Annotated in this window: 21 protein-coding genes; 14 read left to right on the top strand and 7 right to left on the bottom strand. The window is 54.1% G+C overall.

Features of this window, described 5'->3' with window-relative positions; genetic code table 11:
• Nucleotides 1-350 precede the first annotated feature (350 nt).
• The 6 genes from ACQYWX_RS02120 (at nucleotide 351) to ACQYWX_RS02095 (ending at nucleotide 6,417) form a co-directional block, all read left to right on the top strand.
• Nucleotides 351-563: a hypothetical protein gene (locus ACQYWX_RS02120; RefSeq protein WP_279508371.1), complete on the top strand. Its 213-nt coding sequence runs from the start codon at nucleotides 351-353 to the stop codon at nucleotides 561-563.
• Nucleotides 564-1,106: 543 nt separating this feature from the next.
• Complete coding sequence (locus ACQYWX_RS02115) at nucleotides 1,107-2,129, top strand: 2-dehydropantoate 2-reductase (RefSeq protein WP_431687730.1); 1,023 nt, start codon at nucleotides 1,107-1,109, stop codon at nucleotides 2,127-2,129.
• A gap of 149 nt (nucleotides 2,130-2,278) precedes the next feature.
• Nucleotides 2,279-4,726, top strand: coding sequence for a putative bifunctional diguanylate cyclase/phosphodiesterase (locus tag ACQYWX_RS02110; RefSeq protein ID WP_216738911.1), 2,448 nt, complete (start codon nucleotides 2,279-2,281; stop codon nucleotides 4,724-4,726).
• Nucleotides 4,727-4,798: 72 nt separating this feature from the next.
• Entirely contained in the window at nucleotides 4,799-5,209 is a 411-nt protein-coding gene (locus ACQYWX_RS02105) for a CoA-binding protein (RefSeq protein ID WP_431687729.1), read from the top strand.
• A gap of 12 nt (nucleotides 5,210-5,221) precedes the next feature.
• On the top strand, nucleotides 5,222-5,926 hold the full coding sequence (locus ACQYWX_RS02100; protein WP_431687728.1) for a DUF502 domain-containing protein: 705 nt from the start codon (nucleotides 5,222-5,224) through the stop codon (nucleotides 5,924-5,926).
• Nucleotides 5,923-6,417, top strand: coding sequence for a glutathione peroxidase (locus ACQYWX_RS02095; RefSeq protein WP_431687727.1), 495 nt, complete (start codon nucleotides 5,923-5,925; stop codon nucleotides 6,415-6,417). Before ACQYWX_RS02100 ends, ACQYWX_RS02095 begins: the two co-directional genes overlap by 4 nt.
• A gap of 53 nt (nucleotides 6,418-6,470) precedes the next feature.
• Here ACQYWX_RS02095 and ACQYWX_RS02090 read toward each other — a convergent pair whose 3' ends face one another.
• Nucleotides 6,471-7,133: a 2OG-Fe(II) oxygenase gene (locus ACQYWX_RS02090; RefSeq protein ID WP_431687726.1), complete on the bottom strand. Its 663-nt coding sequence runs from the start codon at nucleotides 7,131-7,133 to the stop codon at nucleotides 6,471-6,473.
• A gap of 147 nt (nucleotides 7,134-7,280) precedes the next feature.
• Complete coding sequence (locus ACQYWX_RS02085) at nucleotides 7,281-8,186, bottom strand: alpha/beta hydrolase (protein WP_216738916.1); 906 nt, start codon at nucleotides 8,184-8,186, stop codon at nucleotides 7,281-7,283.
• Nucleotides 8,187-8,466: 280 nt separating this feature from the next.
• Here ACQYWX_RS02085 and ACQYWX_RS02080 point away from each other — a divergent pair, with 280 nt between their 5' ends.
• Both ACQYWX_RS02080 and ACQYWX_RS02075 read left to right on the top strand, forming a co-directional pair.
• A complete protein-coding gene (locus tag ACQYWX_RS02080; protein WP_127968141.1) occupies nucleotides 8,467-8,856 on the top strand; it encodes a DUF3461 family protein in 390 nt (129 codons plus the stop codon).
• Nucleotides 8,857-9,023: 167 nt separating this feature from the next.
• On the top strand, nucleotides 9,024-9,983 hold the full coding sequence (locus ACQYWX_RS02075) for an AEC family transporter (RefSeq protein ID WP_279508379.1): 960 nt from the start codon (nucleotides 9,024-9,026) through the stop codon (nucleotides 9,981-9,983).
• A 9-nt stretch (nucleotides 9,984-9,992) separates the two neighbouring features.
• On the opposite strand, the gene ACQYWX_RS02070 is transcribed toward ACQYWX_RS02075, so the two are convergent.
• Nucleotides 9,993-10,496, bottom strand: a complete 504-nt coding sequence (locus ACQYWX_RS02070) for a GNAT family N-acetyltransferase (protein ID WP_431687725.1) — start codon at nucleotides 10,494-10,496, stop codon at nucleotides 9,993-9,995.
• A gap of 117 nt (nucleotides 10,497-10,613) precedes the next feature.
• Here ACQYWX_RS02070 and ACQYWX_RS02065 point away from each other — a divergent pair, with 117 nt between their 5' ends.
• Nucleotides 10,614-11,942 carry an SLC13 family permease gene (locus tag ACQYWX_RS02065; protein ID WP_431687724.1) on the top strand — a complete coding sequence of 443 codons (1,329 nt, stop codon included), beginning with the start codon at nucleotides 10,614-10,616 and terminating at the stop codon, nucleotides 11,940-11,942.
• Here the strand turns inward: ACQYWX_RS02065 and ACQYWX_RS02060 are convergent.
• On the bottom strand, nucleotides 11,889-12,851 hold the full coding sequence (locus ACQYWX_RS02060) for a DMT family transporter (RefSeq protein WP_431687723.1): 963 nt from the start codon (nucleotides 12,849-12,851) through the stop codon (nucleotides 11,889-11,891). The genes ACQYWX_RS02065 and ACQYWX_RS02060 overlap by 54 nt on opposite strands.
• Before the next feature lie 469 nt (nucleotides 12,852-13,320).
• On the opposite strand from ACQYWX_RS02060, the gene malT reads away from it, so the two are divergent.
• From malT to malK, 3 genes are all read left to right on the top strand, one after another.
• Nucleotides 13,321-16,077, top strand: coding sequence for an HTH-type transcriptional regulator MalT (gene malT, locus ACQYWX_RS02055; RefSeq protein WP_431687722.1), 2,757 nt, complete (start codon nucleotides 13,321-13,323; stop codon nucleotides 16,075-16,077).
• Nucleotides 16,078-16,275: 198 nt separating this feature from the next.
• On the top strand, nucleotides 16,276-17,898 hold the full coding sequence (locus ACQYWX_RS02050; RefSeq protein WP_431687721.1) for an alpha-glucosidase family protein: 1,623 nt from the start codon (nucleotides 16,276-16,278) through the stop codon (nucleotides 17,896-17,898).
• Between the two features lie 34 nt (nucleotides 17,899-17,932).
• Nucleotides 17,933-19,048: a maltose/maltodextrin ABC transporter ATP-binding protein MalK gene (gene malK, locus ACQYWX_RS02045; RefSeq protein ID WP_431687720.1), complete on the top strand. Its 1,116-nt coding sequence runs from the start codon at nucleotides 17,933-17,935 to the stop codon at nucleotides 19,046-19,048.
• A 151-nt stretch (nucleotides 19,049-19,199) separates the two neighbouring features.
• Here malK and ACQYWX_RS02040 read toward each other — a convergent pair whose 3' ends face one another.
• Nucleotides 19,200-19,421, bottom strand: coding sequence for a hypothetical protein (locus ACQYWX_RS02040; protein WP_431687719.1), 222 nt, complete (start codon nucleotides 19,419-19,421; stop codon nucleotides 19,200-19,202).
• Between the two features lie 17 nt (nucleotides 19,422-19,438).
• Nucleotides 19,439-19,966 carry a GNAT family N-acetyltransferase gene (locus ACQYWX_RS02035; protein WP_431687718.1) on the bottom strand — a complete coding sequence of 176 codons (528 nt, stop codon included), beginning with the start codon at nucleotides 19,964-19,966 and terminating at the stop codon, nucleotides 19,439-19,441.
• Between the two features lie 219 nt (nucleotides 19,967-20,185).
• Between ACQYWX_RS02035 and ACQYWX_RS02030 the strand changes: the two genes are divergently transcribed.
• The gene (locus tag ACQYWX_RS02030; RefSeq protein ID WP_431687717.1) at nucleotides 20,186-21,088 is read left to right on the top strand and encodes a sensor domain-containing diguanylate cyclase; all 903 of its coding nucleotides are present in this window, start codon (nucleotides 20,186-20,188) and stop codon (nucleotides 21,086-21,088) included.
• A gap of 47 nt (nucleotides 21,089-21,135) precedes the next feature.
• Entirely contained in the window at nucleotides 21,136-21,681 is a 546-nt protein-coding gene (locus tag ACQYWX_RS02025) for a hypothetical protein (RefSeq protein WP_216738995.1), read from the top strand.
• 211 nt (nucleotides 21,682-21,892) lie between these two features.
• Here the strand turns inward: ACQYWX_RS02025 and ACQYWX_RS02020 are convergent, their stop codons facing one another.
• Nucleotides 21,893-22,291, bottom strand: coding sequence for a phospholipase D-like domain-containing protein (locus tag ACQYWX_RS02020; RefSeq protein WP_431689492.1), 399 nt, complete (start codon nucleotides 22,289-22,291; stop codon nucleotides 21,893-21,895).
• Between the last annotated feature and the right edge of the window lie 28 nt (nucleotides 22,292-22,319).

Below are 22,319 nucleotides of genomic sequence, written 5' to 3'. Positions count from 1 at the left end.
ACGATTTGTAACTTAGGTAATTTCCGAAATTTTTAAATTATTGTGCATTTTTTAACTGACTTATTAAAAACTTTGTCTAAACTACTAAATAAATAAGGTTTTGCTCATTCCTCCCTTGGTTGAGCGCTGTAAAAAAGTATGTTGTAAGGTTGCAAATTCTTTTCTTATGGCAATAATTCACAACAATTTTCAATCAAGGGAATTATCAAGGTTCAGCGCTTTCTAAAAGTAAGAGAGCCTTTTGAAGAGACAGAGTAGTTAAAGTCCAAAGGCTGTAGTAGAGGGAGATAGGCAAGCATTTTGCTTATCTATAGATGAGAGTAAAACTGCCGATATAGTGAGCAAGGATCATGGCAAAAATATTACAGACAGAAATTTTGGAGGTAACTGCAATGACCAGCCAAATTTCACACTACAACAAACGCTTAGAGCGTTTATACAGTAGCAAAATGGAACAACTTAACCGCGCAATGACTGCAGGCAACAAACTACGTTGTCTGGTATTACAGGCGGAAGCTGACGCGATTTGTCAGGAACTTAAACAATTTGTCGGCGCTAAATAGTCTTCTATTTATCGCCGACGCCCCTTTCCTTCAGGGAGAGCTGTAGTCAGCGTTATCAATAAAGCCTCTTATCCATTGAATTTGTTAGCTTTTCTTCTGTTTCCCTTACAGAGTCCCCACCGTCGCCTCATACAAACGTCCTTTATAATAAATTAGATTATATATATCTATTTTTATATTCATTTGTGACTCAATAAACTTTACAAGGCTTTTGTAAAGTATTTAACAAAAGCGGAAATATACGTCTGAAAATTTTACACCTTCATTTGTTGTAGCATTTCCGTATCTAGACGACAGGAACAACATTACACATATATTTTGTAACTCCTTGAATTTGTTCCCTGCATGAACCTGTCATTAATTTTATTATCCTGTTTTTGGTGCTACATTCATTGAGGGTATGCGCTCTAATGCCCGGCCCCTTGGGCATGGCGGCAATTAAAAGGAGATAGAACTCACCGCCAAAAAGTGTCTGCCTGCGTCCGGATATCCGGACAAAATCTGCCGCTCAGCATGCTGAAAAATAACAAAAGGAGTAGAAAGATGAGGTACGCCGTCCTCGGCGCAGGAACAATAGGCAGTTTTTTGGGAGGAATGCTGCAGGCAGGCGGCAATCCCGTCTGGTTCGTTGGCCGCTCGGCGCAAGCACAGCTCATTGCTCAGGAGGGCCTGCATCTACGCAACCTCAAAGGCGGACGACGTTACTTCGATGGCTCACAGCTTCATTTCGGCGACGACCCCGCCGTTCTGGCCAACGCCGACTGCATACTAGTGACGGTCAAAAGCCAGGATACAGCCAGCGCAGCGGAGGTTCTGCGTCGTCACGCTCCAGAATCCGCCATTATCGTGAGCTTCCAGAACGGAGTCCGCAATGCCGGACAGCTCAAAGCCCGCTTACCCCATAAGATTATTCCCGGGATGGTTCCATTCAACGTGATCCAGCCTCATCCAGGCGATCTGCGGCAAGTCTCGTCCGGCCATTTAGCCATCCAGGCCTCTCCCTTTTCAGAACAGATTCAGAAAGATTTCAAGGCGGGTGGATTGCCGCTGGATATTCACGAGCGGATGGAGCCGGTACAGTGGAGCAAGTTGTTGCTCAACCTCAACAACGCCATTAATGCTTTATCGGGACTGCCTTTGCGCGCCATGTTGCTCAACCCCGGTTATCGTAAGGCACTGGCGGCGGCGCAACGGGAAGCGTTAAGGGTGATTGAGCAGGCAGGCTTCCAGACCGTTCGGCTGGGCGCGATTGTGCCGGAACTGTCGCCCTATCTTCTGCATCTTCCGACGCCGCTGTTCCGGCTTATCGCTAATGCTGCGCTGGCCATTGATCCCGACGCTGGCTCTTCCATGCAGGATGACCTCCGCCTTGGTAAAAAAACGGAAGTGGAATACATCAATGGCGAAGTAACGCACTTGGCCGACAAGTTAGGCGCTCCCTGTCCAGTTAACCGGACACTGATGGACCTGATTAAACAAGCGGAAGCCGAAGGCAGGGACTACCGTAAGCTCAGTGCGCAAGACATCCTCAACGCCATTACGACGGCTTGCGCAGCGGAGGAATAAACCCCGCTGCAATAACCTGAAAATCCAATGTTTCCCGTTAGCCGGCGCCGCAGATTTTCCGACTATACTGATTAGATAACATTTACTCAGCATCCCTTCTCACCGCCGCACCGATCATGTCGAGGGATGCGCCTGACGCAGTTTCCGACATGACACTGAAGTTTCATCGACGTATATCCTTCAAGCTGGCGCGCGCCGGAGTCATTCTGGCCTTTATCCTTGGGGGCCTGCTCAGCTCCATACAGGTGTATTTCGACTATTTGAGTCATGAGAAGGATTTTCAGGACTTTATTGAGCGCGTGCTGCAAGCCGCCCGTCCTCCCGCTGTACGCGCCGTTCACACTCTGGATGCTCGCCTGGCGGAAGAAGTCGTCACTGGCCTCATGCAATATGATTATGTTCATCAGGTGCTGATCGTTGACGAACTGGGGCAAACCCTCGCTGAAGGCGCCAAGCCTGTCGCCGACTCCAACACTGGCTGGATTACGTCCAGCATCGGCGCGATTTATCGCACCTATCCTATCGCGCTGCAAATGGAGTCTTATCACCAGCTCCAGACCGGCCGCATGGAAGTGGTGGTGAATGTGGACAAAGCGCTGGAGCCCTTCTTCAATCGCGCCTATTACGTACTGATCATCGGCATCGTGCGCAACATGGTGCTGGTGTTGCTGTTGTTTATCGCCTTCTATTACATGATCACGCGACCGCTGATTTCTCTCGCCGCCAGCTTTTCTGAGGTGAATCCGGAAGATCCCGGCGACCGCCGTTTGCGCCTGCCTCGCAGTCATGACGGCGATGAGCTGGGCTATCTGGCGCAGATCGGCAACCAGTTTCTTGAGACCTTACAAAAACGCCTGGAAGAGCGTCGCGAAGCGGAAGAGACTTTACGCGACAGTGAACGCCAGACCCGGCAGATTATCGATACGGTTCCCCACCTGATTTACGCCAAAGATCGCAACGGCGCCTTTGTCTTCGTCAATCAGGCGCTGGCAAGCTTCTACGATCGCAATATCACAGAAATCGAGGGAACGGATCACCACTCGTTGCACCATTTGATTTCCAACCTGGAGTCCGTGCGCTTCGATAACGAAGACAGAGAGGTCATCGATAAGCAGAAAGTCATGTTCATTCCCGAACACGGCCTCACGGATATTTATGGCCGCCGTCGCATTCTGCAAAGCAACAAAATCCCGTTTCGTTTTTTCGGCAAACCCTGTGCGCTGATCGTATCCGTGGACATTACTGACAGAGTCGAGGCGCAATCCCGCGTGGAACAATTGGCTTTTCACGACCCCCTCACCGGCCTGCCCAATCGCAACCTGTTCTATGACCGTCTCACCATGGACATCGCCCGCTCCCGCAACCACGGAGCCTACGGGGCGCTATTGTTGATCGATCTGGACAATTTCAAAAACATCAATGATTCGCTGGGGCATTCGGTCGGCGACGAGCTACTGCGTAATGTGGCGAAAAATCTGCGTAACTGTCTGGATGAAGAAATCACTGTCGGTCGCCTCGGCGGCGATGAGTTTACGGTGATCATGCCAGAGTTGGGACGCACGCCGGAGGAGGCGGAGCAAAACGCCAACCTGATCGCGGCGAAAGTCCTCTCAGAACTGTCCTCTCCGTTCTTTTTCAACACTCAGGAATTCACCGTAACCGCCAGCATGGGCGTGGCGCTGTATCCAGACAAAGACGCCAACACGGAAGTCATCCTGCGCTACGCCGACACAGCGCTGTTCCAGGCTAAACATGAAGGCCGCAACAAAATGACCATCTTCAAAGCGGAGATGGCGGATGCAGTGAGCAAGCGTCTCAGTATCGAAAATGAATTGCGCACAGCGGTAAAAGACAAGGCGCTAATGTTCTACTACCAGCCTCAAGTCAGCGTCACCGATGGACGCATTATCGGCGCGGAGGCGTTAATACGCTGGAACCATCCACAACGAGGACTGATTACTCCCGATGAATTCGTGCCCGTGCTGGAAAACTCCAACCTGATTCTCACCGCCGGCCTGGATATGTTCACCCAGGCCTGTATGCAGGTGAAGGAGTGGCTGGACAAAGGGTGGTGGGAAGAGGATATGCGCGTCGCCATCAACGTCAGTCCCAAGCAGTTCTATCAGGCGGAGTTTGTTGAACAAATTATAGAAATTCTGCAAGCCACCCGACTCCCTGCGCACTGCGTAGAATTGGAAGTGACGGAGACTGTGGTTATCCAAAACGTCAAAGACACCATCAACAAGATGCTCAGCCTTAAAGGATTGGGCGTGCGTTTTTCCCTGGATGATTTCGGCACCGGCTACTCGTCCCTCAGTTATCTGAAGCGGCTGCCAGTCGACTGCCTGAAAATCGACCGCTCCTTCGTCACCGACATCAACAGCGACGTAAACGACGCCGCCATTGTCTCCACGATCCTGGCCATGGCCTCACACCTGGATCTTGAGGTGGTGGCGGAGGGCGTGGAGACCGTTGAGCACCTGGAGTTTCTGAAAGAGAACGAATGCGATTACTACCAAGGCTACCTGTTCAGTAAACCTCTGCCCGCCGCAGAGATGGGCGAGCTGCTGAGATTACAGCCGAAAAATCCCAAGTAGTCTGAGTGCAGTTGCAGGCGACGACGGTGCTCCGCATAATGCTGACAGCTTATCAGCGGAGCCAACGACACCATGCCCTCAGCAGCCGAAATCAGCCGAATATTGAAAAGCGTACACGCTATCGCAATGGTCGGCGCCAGCGATAAACCGGGGCGCGACAGCCACCATGTCATGCTATTTCTGCAAAACAAGGGATACCGGGTCATTCCCGTCAACCCCGCGCTGAAAGGCTCCACCTTGCTGGGCGAGACCGTTTACGCCAGCCTGCGCGACATTCACGTCCCTGTAGACATGGTGGATATCTTTCGCCGCCCGGATGCAGTTCCCGACATCGTCGACAACGCGATCGCCATTGGCGCCAGCGTCGTGTGGATGCAGTTGGGCGTCATCCATGAGCCGGCGGCGCAGAAAGCAATGGATGCGGGGATCAAAGTCGTCATGGACCGCTGCCCGAAAATCGAAATCACCCGACTGGGACTGTAATCTCTAACCTTTATGACAAAACTGAAGTTGTTATTGCGCAACGCCTTTATCGGCGGCGTTATCGTACTGTTACCACTGGCCATATTGGGTTTATTCTTCAATTGGCTTTTCCGCGCCGTCACAGACCTGATTCAACCGATCACCAATATCGTCATCCGCATGGTGTCGGCGCCGGAAGTGGTCGGAGATATGGTCGTCATCCTAGTGATCGCTATTGCGTGCATCCTGGTGGGCAGCCTCACCGCCACCAGCATCGGTCGCTATCTGCATTCTCGGTTTGACGGTCATTTACGCCGTATCGCGCCGGGCTATCAAATGGTGAAGGAGATCGTCACCCAGTTGTTGGGCGATAAGAAAAACTCGCCATTCAGATCCGGCGCCGTGGCGGAAGTCAAAATATTTGGCCCTTCAACGCCGACCAGCGTCACCGCCATTGTCACCAGCACGCACGACGACGGCCGCTACACGGTTTTTGTCCCGACCGGCCCCAATCCCACCACCGGCTTCGTTTTTCACGTTCTAGGCGAAGCAGTGACGCTAAGACCGGATATCAAAGTGGAAGCCGCTATTCGCACCATTATTTCATGCGGCGCCGGCAGCGCGGCCTTGCTGGCAATCGCCGGCCCCGCCAACGCCAAAACGGACCCCGCTGTCGCCACGGCGGATAAGGGGTCAGCCCCCAAACATCCAGAGCAACATAAGGACATCCAACTATGACGACGCTTTACGATTTCACCGTCAAAGATATTCATGGCGCCGACCTGCCGCTGGAGCAGTTCAAAGGCAGAACGCTATTGTTGGTGAACGTCGCCAGTGAATGCGGTCTGACGCCTCAATACGAAGAGCTGCAGTCGCTATACGAAGAGCACAAGGACGATGGCTTAGTGATATTGGGACTGCCTTGCAACCAGTTCGGCGGACAAGAGCCAGGCGACGAAGCCGCTATTCACGCGTTCTGTTCTACGCGTTTTCAGGTGAGCTTCCCCATGACCGCCAAGATAGAGGTGAACGGCCCGGGACGGCACCCGCTTTACCAGTGGCTCATCGGCGATGGCGAGGACATACATTGGAATTTCGAGAAGTTTCTGGTGAATGGCGAAGGCCGCTGCGTAGCGCGCTTCGATCCGCGTACGCCACCCAGTGATGAAGAGTTGCTGGATAAAGTCGACGAGCAACTCCATCTCAGCAAAATCCTGCTGGGCAAATAGACCAGATAGTTATTTTCAAATCAGAAGAAGGCTCCGCGTATCCCCGCGGAGCTTCAGAACAGCGATGAGTTAGTGCGCAACCAGCAGGCGATGCTCCAGCGGGCGCGGTGAGTCAGTCTGACTTCGTGAGGGAAATCTTCGCTGAGAAAGATCACTGTCCGGCCCATCTCGGGAGTAATATCCGCGATGAGACCGCCGTTTCCGCCATCGTATAAACCCAGCTCGCCGCCTTCATCTGGAAGCCATTCCTGATTCAGGTAGTGCACCAGCGTCACCTTACGGGGGCTGCGGCCGCGAAAGTTGTCCACATGACGGCGGTAATACGCCTGCGGCTCATATACAGCGTAATGCGCTTCCACTTCCTGCAAGCCCAGATACAAAGTGCGATTCAGAACCTGACGCACATTTTCCAGAAAGAGCAGAAACTCTTGTTGCGTCTCACTGCGCCCATCCAGCCAACATGACCAGTCGCGCCGCACAGAGTCATTCAATTGTCGGTCTTCCGCACGTCCAATATGGGCGGGACTAAAACCGCCTTCGGTATACATAAATTCCGCTTCCTGTCGCAGACGGGAAGCCAAGTCGAGCGGCATCAAATCGTCAAAGACGCCCCATCCTTGCTGCGCCAAAACGTCAGCCATCCGCTCATGCCATTCCTGAGAAGGAAGCACACAGGCTGAAGCGCCCGACTGAGCGATATCTTGATTCAAGGACATAGGATGCAATTCCTTCCGCGCCGGCGGCGAGAACAATAGGAGGACGTCAAGGTCAATGGCGGCTGCCGTGCTGACCGGGCGAAGAATTATAGAGCGGAATTTACCACACGCGAATTGTTTTTTTGCTCTGTTCCCGCGTGACGAATATTAAGCCGCAGCCGTCGCTCCCAGCGGGGTGTGCGAGCGAATGAAATCGCCGATTTCATGAATGGCGCGACCGCCCTGCGGCAAAAGACGGGATGCGAAATGCCAGACATGAAACATGTGCGGCCACACCTGTAATTGCAGAGGTACGCCCTGCAGTCGGGCGCGCCGGTGAAACTGCTTACATTCTGAAAGCAAAATTTCATCACCGCCCACCTGAATCAGTACTGGCGGCAGGTCGTGCAAGTCGCCAAAGAACGGCGAGATGCCAGGCAATTTAGGATCGTGTTCTCCTGCATAATGGCGGGCAAAAAAGCGTATGCGCTCTGGCGAAATCACCGGGTCATGAGGCAGGCGATGAGATTTGCTCGACAGCTGGCAGGTCAAATCCAGCCAGGGCGAAATACACACCGCCGCCGCAGGTGTCGGTAAATCCATATCACGAATGAATTGCAGCGCCGCCATGGTAAGGCCGCCGCCGGCGGAATCACCCGCAATGACAATATGCCTGGCTTTAACGCCTCGATCCAAAAGGTGTTTATAAGCCGCCACCACATCATGCAACGCCGCAGGAAATGGATGCTCCGGCGCCAGCCGATATTCCAGCATCAAAGTGCGCGCTTTGGCGGCCTTGCTGATGCGGCAGGCCAGTTCAAGATGGGTGCGATTGGAGCCAATGACATATCCGCCGCCATGCAGATACAGAACCACGCGGGATTCGCATTCAGTGCGATGACTCAACCATAACGCCTGTAACCCGTCAATTTCACAAGGCTCGCTGGAGAACCCCGGCGGAGCATGAATAAACCACGAGGTCTGAGAGGCGCACAGACGATAAGCCATCAAATTGTTGGGAATGAAATGCATCCCCAAACGAATCATATCTTTCAGAATATTTATGCGAGTCATACGAGCAAACAGCCGTCCAAATTACAACTGATGGACCTACTTTTGATTTATAGACCAACTTACACAGTTGTACAAAAAACATCCGCCGCTCACAGAACTAGACATAAGTCAAAAAGGTTACCGTTGGTAACATTTTTGTCGGGTTGTACCTATATCAATTTTTTACCAAAAGTTCAAGATATGCCCCAATACAGTTTTTCATCGTTGTTTTAACAACTTACCGATTTCTTAACTAAACTGACTTTTAAGGTTTAAATTTTAAAACTAATCTGGAGTACCCATGACTGACCATCTCAAGCATATCGGCGTCGCCGATCCCCAACGCATCGAAAAATACACGCTGCGCACCGAAGCTGAGAACGACATCCTCAAGATCTACTACAAAAAGGAAAAAGGCGACCTTTTCCACAGAAGCCTGAAAGTTAAATTCCCCCGTCTGCAAAAGCAGTTGCTGGTGGATTCAGGCGGCACCAAGCGTTATGAAAACACATCTGAAATTGCGCCTAACCTGCTGCACGTTCTGGATGAGCTGGACAAAATCACCTGCAAAGAAACCGAACAGGTCGACGTAAAAGAGAAGATCCTGAAGGATCTGCGCCACTTGGAGCGCGTCGTGAACAACAAGATCAAGGAAATCGAGCGCGACCTGGACAAGCTGTCAGCGCGTTGATTCGTAACGATCGATCTCGGCCGGGCGGTCTTCCAACGTAGCCGCCTGGCCAACCTGTCCGCCAGCGATTGAATATTTCCCTCTCGTCATACTGACATCTCATTCATACGCTACGGCAATCTCGCTTAAACTCCTCAACCAAGCCCATTAATTTCCAGAGTCCGCCCATGTTTGAGTTGTTGCTGCAAAGCGCCGTTTTCGCCGCCGGTGTGGTGCTGCCGATATTTTTTCTCGTCATCCTTGGTTTTCTATTGCGACGCAGCAACATGATTGACGGCGCGTTCATTGAGACGGGCTCCCGTCTGGTATTCAAAATCGCGCTACCTACTCTCATCTTCCTCAACGTCGCCGAACTACAGTTGGGGCAGGTGGTCAATCTGGCGCAATTGGGCTACGCCATCGTCTCCACGACGATTGGCTTTATTGCAGTCTGGCTCATCGCCAAACGCTATATTTCAGAACCTACGCAACTGGGCGTGTTCGTACAGGGCGCGTTTCGAGGCAATCTGGGCATCGTCGGTTTGGCGTTATGCGCCGGCGCCTATGGCGCGCAGGGCGTGGCGATAGGATCGGTGCTACTGGGCTTCGTCACCTTGCTGTACAACCTGTTGTCAGTCTGGGCGTTAACCGCCTCGCAACATCAAAACGCCAAGCTGCCCTGGGCTGGCGTGCTGAAAGAGATCGTCCGCAATCCCCTCATCATTAGCATCGTACTGGCGCTTGGATTTGCGGCATTACAGATTCCATTGCCGGAGATGGCGAAAAAAGCCGCCGGTTACTTCGCCGATTTGACCCTGCCTCTGGCGCTGCTCTGCGTCGGCGGCTCCATCAACGGCAAAGTATTGCGGGCGACGTCCCGACTCGCGCTGCACGCCACGCAACTGAAGCTGGTCTGGCTGCCTGTGGCGCAGATCGTTATCGCGTTCGCCATAGGCATACGCGATATCTACCTGGGTTCGCTCTTTCTCATGTTCGCCAGCCCGACCGCCACCGTCAGTTTCGTGATGGCGAAAGCCATGGGTGGGGATAGTGAGTTGGCCGCCGCCATTGTCGCCTTATCCACTCTGGCGTCCTTCGTCTCCCTGGCGATCGGCATTACCGTGCTGAACACGATTGGTTGGATGTAAGGCGCGGAGTCAGTCCAGCGCCTTGATCATACGTACTTCACAGACTTGATGTCCGGTATCTCCCATGGGGTCGGTCAGCAGTTCGAAACCCAGGCGTTCGTATAAAGCGATAGCCTCTTTCAACGCGGCTGTCGTTTCCAGATAGCACTGCTTGAACCCCTGGTCCCTGGCGAACTCCTGCGCCATGAGCACGATTTTGTAACCCAAGCCTTGCCCACGGCAGACCGGCAGGAAGTACATTTTCTGAAGTTCCGCCACCGAGCCGTCTCCTCCCGCCAACGGCGCCACGCCACCGCCGCCGACGATGCGTCCTTCATACTCCACCACCCAATAGGCGGCGCCAGCGGTTGCATAGGTTTCATACATGGCGCCTACACTGGCGTCTCCGACAGCAAATCCTCGCTCAGGCGTAAGCCCGTGTTCGGCGGAGACCTGACGGATGACCTCCGCCATTTGCGAGTTATCCGCAGCGGTGATGGATCGTAGGCTAAACTGAGAAGCGTTCGAGGTCATTGGCGTCCTTTTGCGTTGTATCAAGTCAATTTCTCTATGAGAAACCGATAATTACCCCATTTTTGACGTTACATCAACCAAGACCCCGGCGTTAATGGAAGCCATGGCTGAGCGAATATGCGATTGAAATTGATAGGGATAATCCTAGCCGCAGGGCCGCTATGCCTGGAAACGCTGGTTCAGGCGCCCGCCGACGCCCGTCACGGGCTCTCTATCTTGTGGATAGCCGCCGTGTTGTGGATGACGGAGTTGCTGCATGTCACCGTCACCGCCCTGTTGATTCCCATCATGGCGGTGACGTTGGGCTTACTGTCGGTCAGGGAGGGTTTCAGTGAATTCGCCAATCCCATTATCTTTCTGTTCCTTGGCGGCTTCGCTCTGGCTTCAGCGCTGCATAAACAGCAAGTGGACAGCGCCATCGCCGCCAAGGTGCTGCGCCTCACGCGCGGCAAAATCAGTCACGCCCTGATTTTACTATGCGCCCTCAGCGCGCTGCTCTCCATGTGGATCAGCAACACCGCTACGACCGCCATTATGATGCCTCTGGTTCTGGGCCTGCTCAGCCAGGAAAATGATCGTCCGGATAATCCTCGCGTATTCGCGCTACTGGCGGTGGCGTATTCCGCCAGCATCGGCGGCGTCGCCACCTTGGTGGGCAGTCCGCCCAACGCCATTGTCGCCGCGCAGTTGGGTATGTCCTTCAGCGACTGGATTCAACTGGGTTTGCCCGTGACGCTGATGCTGTGGCCGGTGATGCTTTTCATTCTCTACAAAGCGCTGCGACCGGATCTTAGCGGTCACGCCCAGACAGGGACACGCTCCGACTTTACCTGGACCCGTGAGCGTTTAATTCTACTGGGCATATTCAGCGCCACGGTTGCGATGTGGCTCTTCAGCAAGCCTTTAGGAGAACTGCTGGGAATAGAAAAAGACCTGGATAGCTGGATCGCTATATTGGCGCTGGTCGCGCTGACCGTCAGCAAAGTCGTTGCCTGGAAAGACGTCAGCGCCACCACAGACTGGGGAGTGCTGCTGCTATTTGGAGGAGGTTTGACTTTAAGTGTGGTGCTGAAGAGTTCAGGCGCCAGCCAATTACTGGGTGAATCCCTGGCGGCGCTGGTGGCCGCCTGGCCCGCCTATCTGTTGCTGCTGACCATCACCGCCTTTGTGATATTCCTGACCGAGCTGTCCAGCAATACCGCCACCGCCGCTTTACTGGTTCCGATCTTTCTGGCTTTGCCGACGGGGCAGCTGAGCCCCGAACAAACCGCGCTGACCATCGGTATCGCCGCCTCCTGCGCCTTCATGTTGCCGGTGGCGACGCCACCCAACGCCATCGTTCACGGGACTGGGCTTGTGCCCCAGAAAACGATGGTCAGGGTAGGCTTCTATTTAAACCTCGCCTGCGCTCTGCTGGTCAGTGCGTTTATTTTCTTCTTCGCCTAACGGAATAACCAATGCGGGCGTGCTGAGCGGCCGCAGCCAACGTAGCGTCTTGCGCGGCAGATCAAAGTACAACGCCAGCCCCAGCAGAATGAGGCAGCCGCCGAGCAGCACTGTGGGATGGATCGTCTCATCATTCAGCGTAACGCCCAACAGCAACGCCAGAACCGGCGTGACCAGCGTAGCCATGGCCACCGTGGACGGCTGCAGTTTCTGCAAAACATAGTAGTAAGCGAAGAAGCCCAATACGGAGCCTACCAGGGCCAGGTAAACCACCGCCCACAGACCACGATCGTTCAGGGTAATCTGGGGGATTTCCCCATCCATCAACGCCCACAGAATAAAGTAACCGGGCAAAGCCAGCAGAATCGAGCCGAAGGTCAGCGCCAGCGGATGCGGCGTCGCTTTTTGTTTCTTCAACAACACGCCGCTAAGACTGAACAACGCCACTGCGCCCAACACCAGCAGCAAACCAAATGCGATAGCGCCTGAGGCATGCAGATCCTTGCCAAATACGGTCGCCAACCCACTAATAGCCAGACCCAGGGCAAGCCACTGGCTTTTCTGAAAGCGCGCGCCGTCCAACAGATACACGCCAAGCAGGCCGGACATAATCGGCGACAGACCATACATCACAGAGATCAATCCGGAGGGAACGGTTTTCGAAGCGAAATAGGTCAGCATCATCGCGCCAAAGACACCCATGGTTCCGCACAGATAGCTATAGAAGGAGTCCCTGTCCCAGTGCATTGGAATGCGATACAGACGGATAACCACGCCAGTGACGATCGCCGCGATCGTCATGCGCAAACCCACCGCCACCGTCGGATGAAAGGACTGACTGCTCCAGACGACTCCCAGCGGCGTCGTGGACCAGACTAATATCACCATCGCATATGCAAGAATAACCACCGCCAACCTCCGCGCCTTTCCTTAAACACAGCCGCTCGTCGTCACAGATTTATCGCAGTCGGGGAACTTTAGATCGGGCCCTCAGGGCAAAAAAAAAGCCGCAGGGGAAGAACCGCTGCGGCATCAAGAACTGTTACGATCCCGCTATTTCACCATTGCCGCATGCGCACATCGCAGAATGGATGCGCAAGACATTGCGGGCAAAGTGAAATAATGAAAACGCACTGTCGTATACATCCGCGTATGGTGGTCTTCCAGCCCCATACCAGCAATACGCAATAACCACATAAGCGCCCGCTGTCAGGGCGTATACGGTGAATGGACGCTGACTTTCCAAAGCGATATTTGCTAAAGTCTGATGTAACTGCGTCCAGGGAGCCACGGCTCCATATAATCACAAATTCATGACCGGCGTATGAACCGGCCAATAATGGACGACATTAGCGCTGAAACATAATTAGGGTCGCCGATGACAACTACAATAAAGCCCGAGTCTTTAACCTTGATAAAAGCCAAGATAATGCCTCCGCCCAGGCCTGCGCGCCTGTTGGAGCGGGAGAAGTTCGACGACCTGCTGCATGAGATCGATCCGATCAACCTGATCCTGGTGCAGGCGCCCGCTGGTTACGGCAAAACCACGATGATCGACGATCGACTGAACGCACTGGGCGCCAACGCCGCCTGGTTCCGTCTCGACGCTCAGGACAACCTGAGCGAGCAGTTCGCCTTTTATGTCGCTAATTCATTAAATGAAGCCACCCGAGGCGCCTGTCCGGAAACCCTGCGCACGTTAAACCAACAAGGTTACCCGACCTTGCAGACGTTCCTCACTGACCTGCTGTCTGAGTTACCCTTGGAAGGCGATCCGCTGCTTGTGGTGCTGGATGATTATCACCTGATCACCAATACAGAGATCCATAGCGGCGTGACTTTTCTGCTGCGCCACCTGCCTCCCTACATTACATTAGTGCTGTTATCCCGCACCACACCGCCCATCGGTGTCGCGCAACTTCGCATGCAGGGGCGGATGCTGGAAATCACCGCCAAGGACCTTTCTTTCAGCGCCGACGAAGCTCAGGTGTATTTTGAGCAGCGCCTGAGATTTGAAGTATCCCGAGAGAGTATCGAGCGCGCCAACCGCCGGGTCGAAGGCTGGGTGTCAGCCTTGCAACTGCTGGCGGCGACCGCTTCTACTGGCGTCGAATTCAACGAATACGTAGAGCAGTTGCACAGCGGCAATCACTATATATTCGATTACTTTGACGAGCTTACCCGCACCAGTATCGACAACGAGCAGCGCCTGTTCCTGCTGCGCACCAGCGTGCTGGAACGCTTCAATGCGTTAATGGTGATGCGTCTGGCGCAACAACAGGACGGCCAGTTTCTTCTGAACTCTCTGTTGAACCTGGGGCTGTTTATCGTGCCGTTGGACAGCAGCGGCCTGTGGTTCCGCTACCATCCACTATTCGCCGCCTATTTGCGACATATGCAAGCCTGCGTGCTGCCGGATGAAACCGCACGTCTTCACCAACGCGCCAGCGACGCCTGGCGTGAAATGGGCTTTTTTGAAGACGCCGCCCGTCACGCAGTGCTGGCCAAAGACCAGCAACGCATCAAGGATATCCTGCTCAGTTGCGGCCGCGACTTTTTCACCGAAGGGCAGTTCAATCTGCTGCAACGCTGTTTCGACGCGCTGAATAAAGAAGTCATCGCCGATCACCCTATTCTCACCCTGCTGCGCGCCTGGGTGGCGCAAGGGCAGTACCAGTGGTCTGAAGTGGAATCCTGGCTGAAAGCGGCGGAGCAGCATTTGAAAACCCACTGCAGCGAAGAAGAATGGGAAGCCATTACCGGCGAATTCAACGCCGTGCGCGCCCAGGTGGCCATGAATGTCGGGGACGCAGAACGGGCGCAAACCTTCGCAAAATCTGCGCTGGCCCATGATCCGGTGTATCTGCCCACCTCTCGCACCGCGGCGTCTTCGGTTATTGGCGAATCCTTATTCGTGCAGGGCCACCTCAAGGAAGCCATTAACCGCATGCAGGACACCGAACAACTGGCGTTGGCGGAACATGCGCACCAGAACGTGATTTGGGCTTTGTGCCAGCAATCAGAGATCAGTGTCGCCCAGGGCTATCTGCAAAAAGCCTACAACATCCAGGAGAAGGCGCTGCAATATGCGGAAGACCACAGCCTGGAGCGTCTGCCCATTCTGGAGTTCCTGTACCGCATACGCAGTCAGATCATGTGGGAGTGGCACCATCTGGAAAGCGCGGAGCGATGCGCGCTAAAAGGCATCGAGATACTGGAAAGCCAGGGGGAGCGCTGGTTTATCCAAAGCTACGTGATGCTGGCGAAGATCGCCCAGGCGCGGGGACGTCAGTCGCTGTGCGCGGACTATGTGCAGAAGATTCACAAGATGCTGGCCTCCGGCGAATACCATATCGACTGGACCGCCAACGCGCACGCCGCCATGCTCTCTTATTGGGACGCGGTGCGCGATAAAGAATCCATTCAACGCTGGCTGACCGCGGCGCCGGAGCCCACGCCAGAGCAGGCCACCAACCACTTTACCCAGTGCAATATCCGCAACTGGGCGCGGGCCTACGTCAGTCTGGGAGATTTCGACAAGGCGCTGCCGCTGTTGGAAGGCATCCAAAGCATGGCGGAACAGTTTGGCCTGAAAACCGATATCAATCGCAACCATATCCATTTATCGCAGCTTTACTGGCTCAACGAGCAGCGTGAAGACGCCCTGCGCCACATGGCCATTGCACTCAAACTCGCCAGCACCACCGGCGCGGTGGGCAGTTTCCTGCGCATCGGTAAGGTGCTGATCAACATTCTCAAAGCCTTGATCAGCGAAGAGCAGTTGGATGAGATGGAAAAACAGCGGGCGGAACGCCTGATCCAACTGGCGCAACAACAAAGAGATTTCAGCCGCGCGATTCGCATTTCACTGGATGAAGCCATCATCCAGGATATTATCGACCGCCCTGACGTGCCGGAACTCATCCGCACCTCTCCCCTCACCCGTCGGGAGTGGCAAGTGCTCAGCCTTATCCATGCAGGTCTGTCCAACGACCAGATCGCCGAGCACATGAAAGTGGCGCCCACCACCGTGAAAACCCACATCCGCAGCCTCTACCAAAAACAGAACATCACCCACCGCTCCGAAGCCATCAATCTGGCGCGGGATCTGCTGAGTAAGATACAGGGGGAGTGAGCGCAGCTCCCCCTCATACCCACCCTCCGCCTCCTCCTCCCCCCTCATCCCCACTACTACGCCAAGAAAAAAGAGGGAGGGAGGATGTTCGGCCGGTTCGCCGCAGGCACCATCTCCATAACTGTAAAAATAACAACGTCTTCCACTTTCTGTGGGTGCAAGTGCGTTACCTGGTTTGGAGTTGTTAAGAGAGGCGACATGCAGGTTGATCGTGATTGGTGGCGCGGCGCAGTCATCTACCAAATTTATCCCCGTAGTTTTTTTGATTCCAACGGCGACGGCATCGGCGACCTGCCGGGCGTCACCGCAAAGCTGGACTATGTCGCCAGTCTGGGAGTGGACGCCATCTGGTTGTCTCCTTTCTTCACTTCCCCCATGAAGGATTTCGGTTACGACGTTTCTGACTATCGCAACGTCGATCCTATTTTCGGAACCCTGGAAGATTTCGAGACGATGGTGGCGGAAGCGCACAAGCGCGGCCTGAAAATCATCATCGATCAGGTGCTCAGCCACACTTCCGACCAGCACGCCTGGTTCAAGGAAAGCCGCAGCAGTCGCGACAATGCGAAAGCGGACTGGTATGTGTGGGCGGAGGCGAAACCCGATGGCACGCCGCCGAATAACTGGGTGTCTGTCTTTGGCGGTTCCGCCTGGGCGTGGGACAGCCGTCGTCGTCAGTACTATCTGCACAACTTCCTGACCAGCCAGCCTGACCTGAACTTCCATAATCCTGACGTGGTTGAACAAGTGCTCAGCGATGTCGAGTTCTGGCTGCAAAGAGGCGTGGACGGCTTCCGTCTCGACGCCATCAACTTCTGCTACCACGACAAGCTGCTGCGGGATAACCCCGCCAATACCGAAGTGGCGGAAGGCTCCATCGGCGTGCGTAAAGAAAACCCCTACGCCTATCAGCGTCATCTTTACGACAAGACACAGCCGGAGAACCTGCCGTTCCTGCAACGGGTGCGCGCCCTGTTAGAGAAATACCCGGGTACAACCACCGTGGGCGAAATCGGCGACGACAACTCCCTGGACACCATGGCCGCTTACACCTCCGACGGCGACAAGCTGCACATGGCGTACTCCTTCGATTTCCTGACCGAACAGTGCGACGCCAAGTTTCTGCGCAAGACTGTAGAAACCATCGAGTCAAAACTGGTGGACGGCTGGCCTTGCTGGGCGATCGGCAACCACGATGTCGCCCGCGTCGCCACGCGCTGGTGCGGACAGGAAGCGCCGCTGGCGTTGAACAAAGTCTTCATGACGATGCTGTTGACTCTGCGCGGCAGCGTCTGCCTCTATCAGGGTGAAGAACTCGGCCTGGTGGAAGCGGAGCTGGAATACGAAGATCTGGTCGATCCCTATGGCATCGCCTTCTGGCCGGAATACAAAGGCCGCGATGGCTGCCGCACGCCGATGCCCTGGAAAGCTGAGCAGGAGCATGCCGGCTTCACGACTGGAAAGCCCTGGCTGCCGGTCCATCCAGAGCATGTAGCCGCCGCCGTGGCGGAACAGGAGGATGCGGAAGATTCCCTGCTGCATACCTATCGGGAATTCCTGGTCTGGCGCAAGGCGCAACCGCTTCTGCAGAAAGGCGATATACGCTTCCTGCCAAGCCCACAGGATACCCTCCTGTATGAGCGCAGCCTGAACGGCGAACGCATGTTGGTGGCGCTGAACCTGTCGGCGCAAAGCGTGGATATCGAACTGCCCGCCGGAGCCAAAACGGTGGTGAGCGATCTCAGCGTTCTCAATGCGGAATGGAGCGACGCCTGCGTGCACCTTCCTGCATACGGAATCGGTATTTGTCAGCTGGCGTAAACAACGCCGGCAATCAAGTTAAGAGGGTCCAGCCATGGCCAGCGTAACGCTAAGAAATGTCTGCAAAAGTTATGACACGGTAGAAATATCCAAAGACATCAATCTGGATATTGAAGACGGCGAATTCGTCGTCTTCGTCGGCCCGTCCGGCTGCGGTAAATCCACCTTGCTGCGGATGATCGCAGGCTTGGAGGAAATCACCTCCGGCGACCTGTTCATCGGCGAAGAGCGCATGAACGAAAAGGCGCCCATGCAGCGCGAAGTCGGCATGGTGTTCCAGTCCTACGCCCTGTACCCCCACATGAACGTGGCGGAAAACATGGCGTTCGGTTTGAAACTGGCGAAAACCGCCAAAGCCGAGATCGACAAGCGAGTGGAAAACGCCGCGCGCATTCTGCAATTAGAGCATCTGCTGCAACGCAAGCCGAAAGACCTGTCTGGCGGACAACGTCAGCGGGTGGCTATTGGCCGGACCATGGTGCGCGAGCCCAAGGTGTTCCTGTTCGACGAGCCTTTGTCCAACCTAGACGCCGCTCTGCGGGTACAGATGCGTATTGAGATATCCAAGCTGCACAAACGTTTGCAGAGCACCATGATCTACGTCACCCACGACCAGGTGGAAGCCATGACCATGGCGGACAAAATCGTCGCGCTGGATCACGGACGCATTGCTCAGGTGGGCAAGCCACTGGAGCTTTACCACTATCCGTCCAACAAATTCGTCGCCGGCTTCATCGGTTCACCCAAGATGAACTTCGTCACCTGCGCGGTGCTGGAAGCCAGCGCTCATTCCGTCAAAGTCTCACTGCCAGGAGCCATCGACCTGATCGTTCCAGTTAATGGCGCAGGACTGAAAACCGGCGATAAGGCGACCCTGGGCATTCGTCCGGAGCATTTCGTCAGCGCGGAAGAAGGCGAAGTCATCCTCAATGGCGTGGTGAATGTGGTTGAACGACTCGGCTATCAAACCCTGGTGCACGCCGACGTAGAAGGATTCGACAGCACCCTGACCCTGCGTACGCCCGGCGCCAATCCTGTACGGGAAAATCACCCGATTGCTTTGGGCCTCAAGGCGCATAACTGTCATCTGTTCAAAGAAGACGGCAGCGCCTGCCCGCGTCTTTATGTGGAGCCTGGCGTAGAGCTGTAAGCCAACGCCGGAATAGAAGCTGGAGATTGCCCGCTGCTGGCGCCAGTTCAGCGGCGTTAAAGGATTACTGCGACCGCAGTGATAAGACGGATCAAGCGATTCCTGTGTCGCTCACTCCGTCTATGTAAGCACCTCGACCCTGAGTGTTTACTCAGCGCTTTGCCCGGCCTTCGCCGGGTTTTTTTTCGTCTGCCGCGGTTGTTTCCTGTTCACGCTCATCGCTTTCCTGCAGGGCTTTCTCTTCCTTTAATAAGTCGGCGGCGCCGGAAAAATCAAATCCCGTGTCTTCGTCCAACTGCTCTGGATCGAAACGGACGCCACAGCCCGCTTTCACTAATGGAGGCGGCTTACTTTGTCCTGTCTTTCTCGACATATCGACTCCTACCCAAATCAGGATTTTGGAATGCTGTAAAGCAGAACCTGCTTCTGCTGAATCTCCAGGGTTTTACTGGCTTTCCCTCCCAGCTTTTCCGCCAGACGCCGCGAGCGGGCGTTCATGGGATGGATCAGGCTGACCAGAGAGGACGCGCCCACGTGCGAAAACGCCACATCCCTGATCGCTTGCGCCGCTTCATAGGCATAGCCCTGCCCCCAGGATGCGCGACGCAATAGCCAACCGATTTCCATACCTGGCCATCCCTGCGGATAATAGAGTCCCGCACGCCCCAGCAGACGCCCGCTCTCAATCTCCTCCAACGCCCACAAACCATATCCCCGCAGACGCCAATGGCCGAGCATCAGCGCGAGGCTTTTCCAGGCTGCGTCCAAATCATACCCCTGGCCGTTCGCCATGTACCGCATCACTTCGTCGTCAGCCAGCATCTTGGCGTAATCCGGCAAATCCGCTTCCGTAAACTGGCGCAACCTTAAGCGCTCCGTCGTCAGCGTGAGCGGCGCTTTAATCTCAATACTTTGCATAGGTTTCGCGTCTTTCCATAGAGTCCGTGCAGATAATGGCTTTATTCAGCTTTCTACTACACTTGAATGAAGTTAATTAATTATATGCATCCTGGGTTAAGTCAGTTATTTATTATAGATATATCAACAAATTGATTTATAAACATATTTTCTAAAAATGAGTGATGACAGACAGATTTAACTAGACTTAAAAGTGGAACACCTGCAATTGGGACAGCAATGAACGCACTGGAACAAGAGTTCGGTTTTCAAGACATTGTGGAAAACGCCGCTGACGGCGTCTTGGTCACCAAAGCCTCGCCCTTGGACGATCCTGGCCCGGAAATCGTTTACGTCAACAGCGCCATGGAGGACTTGTCCGGTTACTCCAGAAATGAACTTCTCGGCGCCACTCCCAGAATGCTGCAAGGACCATTAACCGATGCAAGCGCCTGCCGACGCATTCGTCGCGCCTTGCAGGAAAAGTCACAAGTGCGTTGCAGGCTGCTGAACTATCGCAAAGACGGCAGCCAATACTGGATCGAAATCAGCATTATGCCGTTGTTGGATAAAAGCGGCGCGGTCAGCCATTTCGCTGCAATCCAACGGGATATCAGCGCGTATGTGAAACTGGAGGAGCACTTCTCCAAAGCCGCCGGTAAAGACGAAACCACCTTGCTCGCCAACAAGGACCATTTCCTTGATGGACTGGACAAAGAATGGCGCCGCGCCTATCGACATCATTCGCTGTTCTCGCTACTCACTTTTCAGGTGGACCAGTTTAACGCCTCCCATGCCAGAGATTCGGAGCAAAGCCAGCAAATGCTGGCGCTTATCGGCGCGACCTGCAAAGCGGTATTCCGTCGCGAGGACACCCTCGGACGCATCGGAGAAAACGAATTCGCCGTATTGATGCCGGAAACGGATCTGCGTCAGGCGGGCCTTGCCGCAGAGCGACTGCGTAGCAAGCTGGCGGCGCTGGTGGACCGCCACCCCAGCATCCGGCCGCCGTTTACAGTCAGTATCGGCATTACCCAGAACCAGTTGTTGGATGAACGCCCGGAAAGCGTTCTCAACCGCGCCCGCCAGGGCCTGATCAAAGCCGGCGCTCAGGGCGACCGGGTCACGATTGTGGAAATCTGACAGGCGAAACAGGGCGTAAGATCAGAACAAACAATAGAGGCAAACGGATGAGCAAGGCAGAAACCCCTTTGGAGCTAAGCGAAGAGCAATGGCTGCACATCAACGAAACCATCACCATGCTTACGCTGGCGGTGGCGCAGATCGAAGCCTCCATTCTGGAAAGCGAGAAATCTTTCGGCCGTTTGACCCAGTCCTTCACGACCATCGTGGAAACCGTCAACTCCGCCCCAGACCCATCTACACAAGCCCATGAACTGAAATTGCAATTGGACGGATTAAAGAAAGACGTCCATAACGCCGTGGTCGACTTCCAGTTTTTCGACCGCTTGGCGCAACGCCTTTGCCACGTAAAGGAAAGCCTGGGCGAACTGGGCGGACTCTTGCAGGCACGCGAACGTCTGGACAAACCGGAAGAATGGAAGAACCTGCAACAGGAACTCAAAGGTCGCTACACCATGGCCTGCGAGAGAGAAATGTTCGATATGATCCTCAATGGCGTCGCCATTGAAACCGCTTTAGCCCACTTCAAAGCCAACTATCTGGATGAGATGGCAAAACAAAACGAAGATGACGGAGAAATCGATCTGTTTTAAACACGTAAACCGCCCCCTTCTCTACAGCGCTACTTTCACTTACTCCTTTTTCATGACTGGCGTTAGTCCCAAAGGACGATTGATCAAAAAACAGGCACAAATACAATAACGCCAGCATTATTTCTGTTTGTAACCCGGCCTCTTCTTACAGCAGTTCAGGTTCCCCTGCCCTGATTTACCTGAGCCTCATTTTTAAGGGAGTAATTTCTCATTAATGTGAATGTGGATGTATATCTAATTGAGAGTTAAGTTTTGAAATAAATTCTCCATCATTGAGCTTAACACTTGTTTCCCTACGGATACGCAACTTCCACATTTTGGGGTTTTCACAATATTTATAATATGAATGTGAAAGCCAATTCCAGCTTCCCACTACTATTTCTAGGCCGTCAACAATTAATATTTTTTCGTGTGTACCTTCTGGAAGTCTGATGATATTTTTATCCCCTAAAATTTTCCGGTATTCCTTTATCAGTCTGTGATCTCCATCGTCAGCGTCGCGGTGGTCCATATGGTTGTAACCATAAAATACGGTGATATTTATTCCTCGGTCTTGGGCTTCTTTAAGCAACTTTAGAGGCGGGTGAGGCTGATAGGGATTGGTGCGAATCCAAGGTACGATAATTTTAAACGAACTG

The organism is Hahella sp. NBU794 (genome assembly GCF_050749805.1).
Lineage (GTDB): Bacteria > Pseudomonadota > Gammaproteobacteria > Pseudomonadales > Oleiphilaceae > Hahella.
Note: the sequence above shows the minus strand (reverse complement) of the source record. Positions and strands in the feature narration are given on the sequence as shown.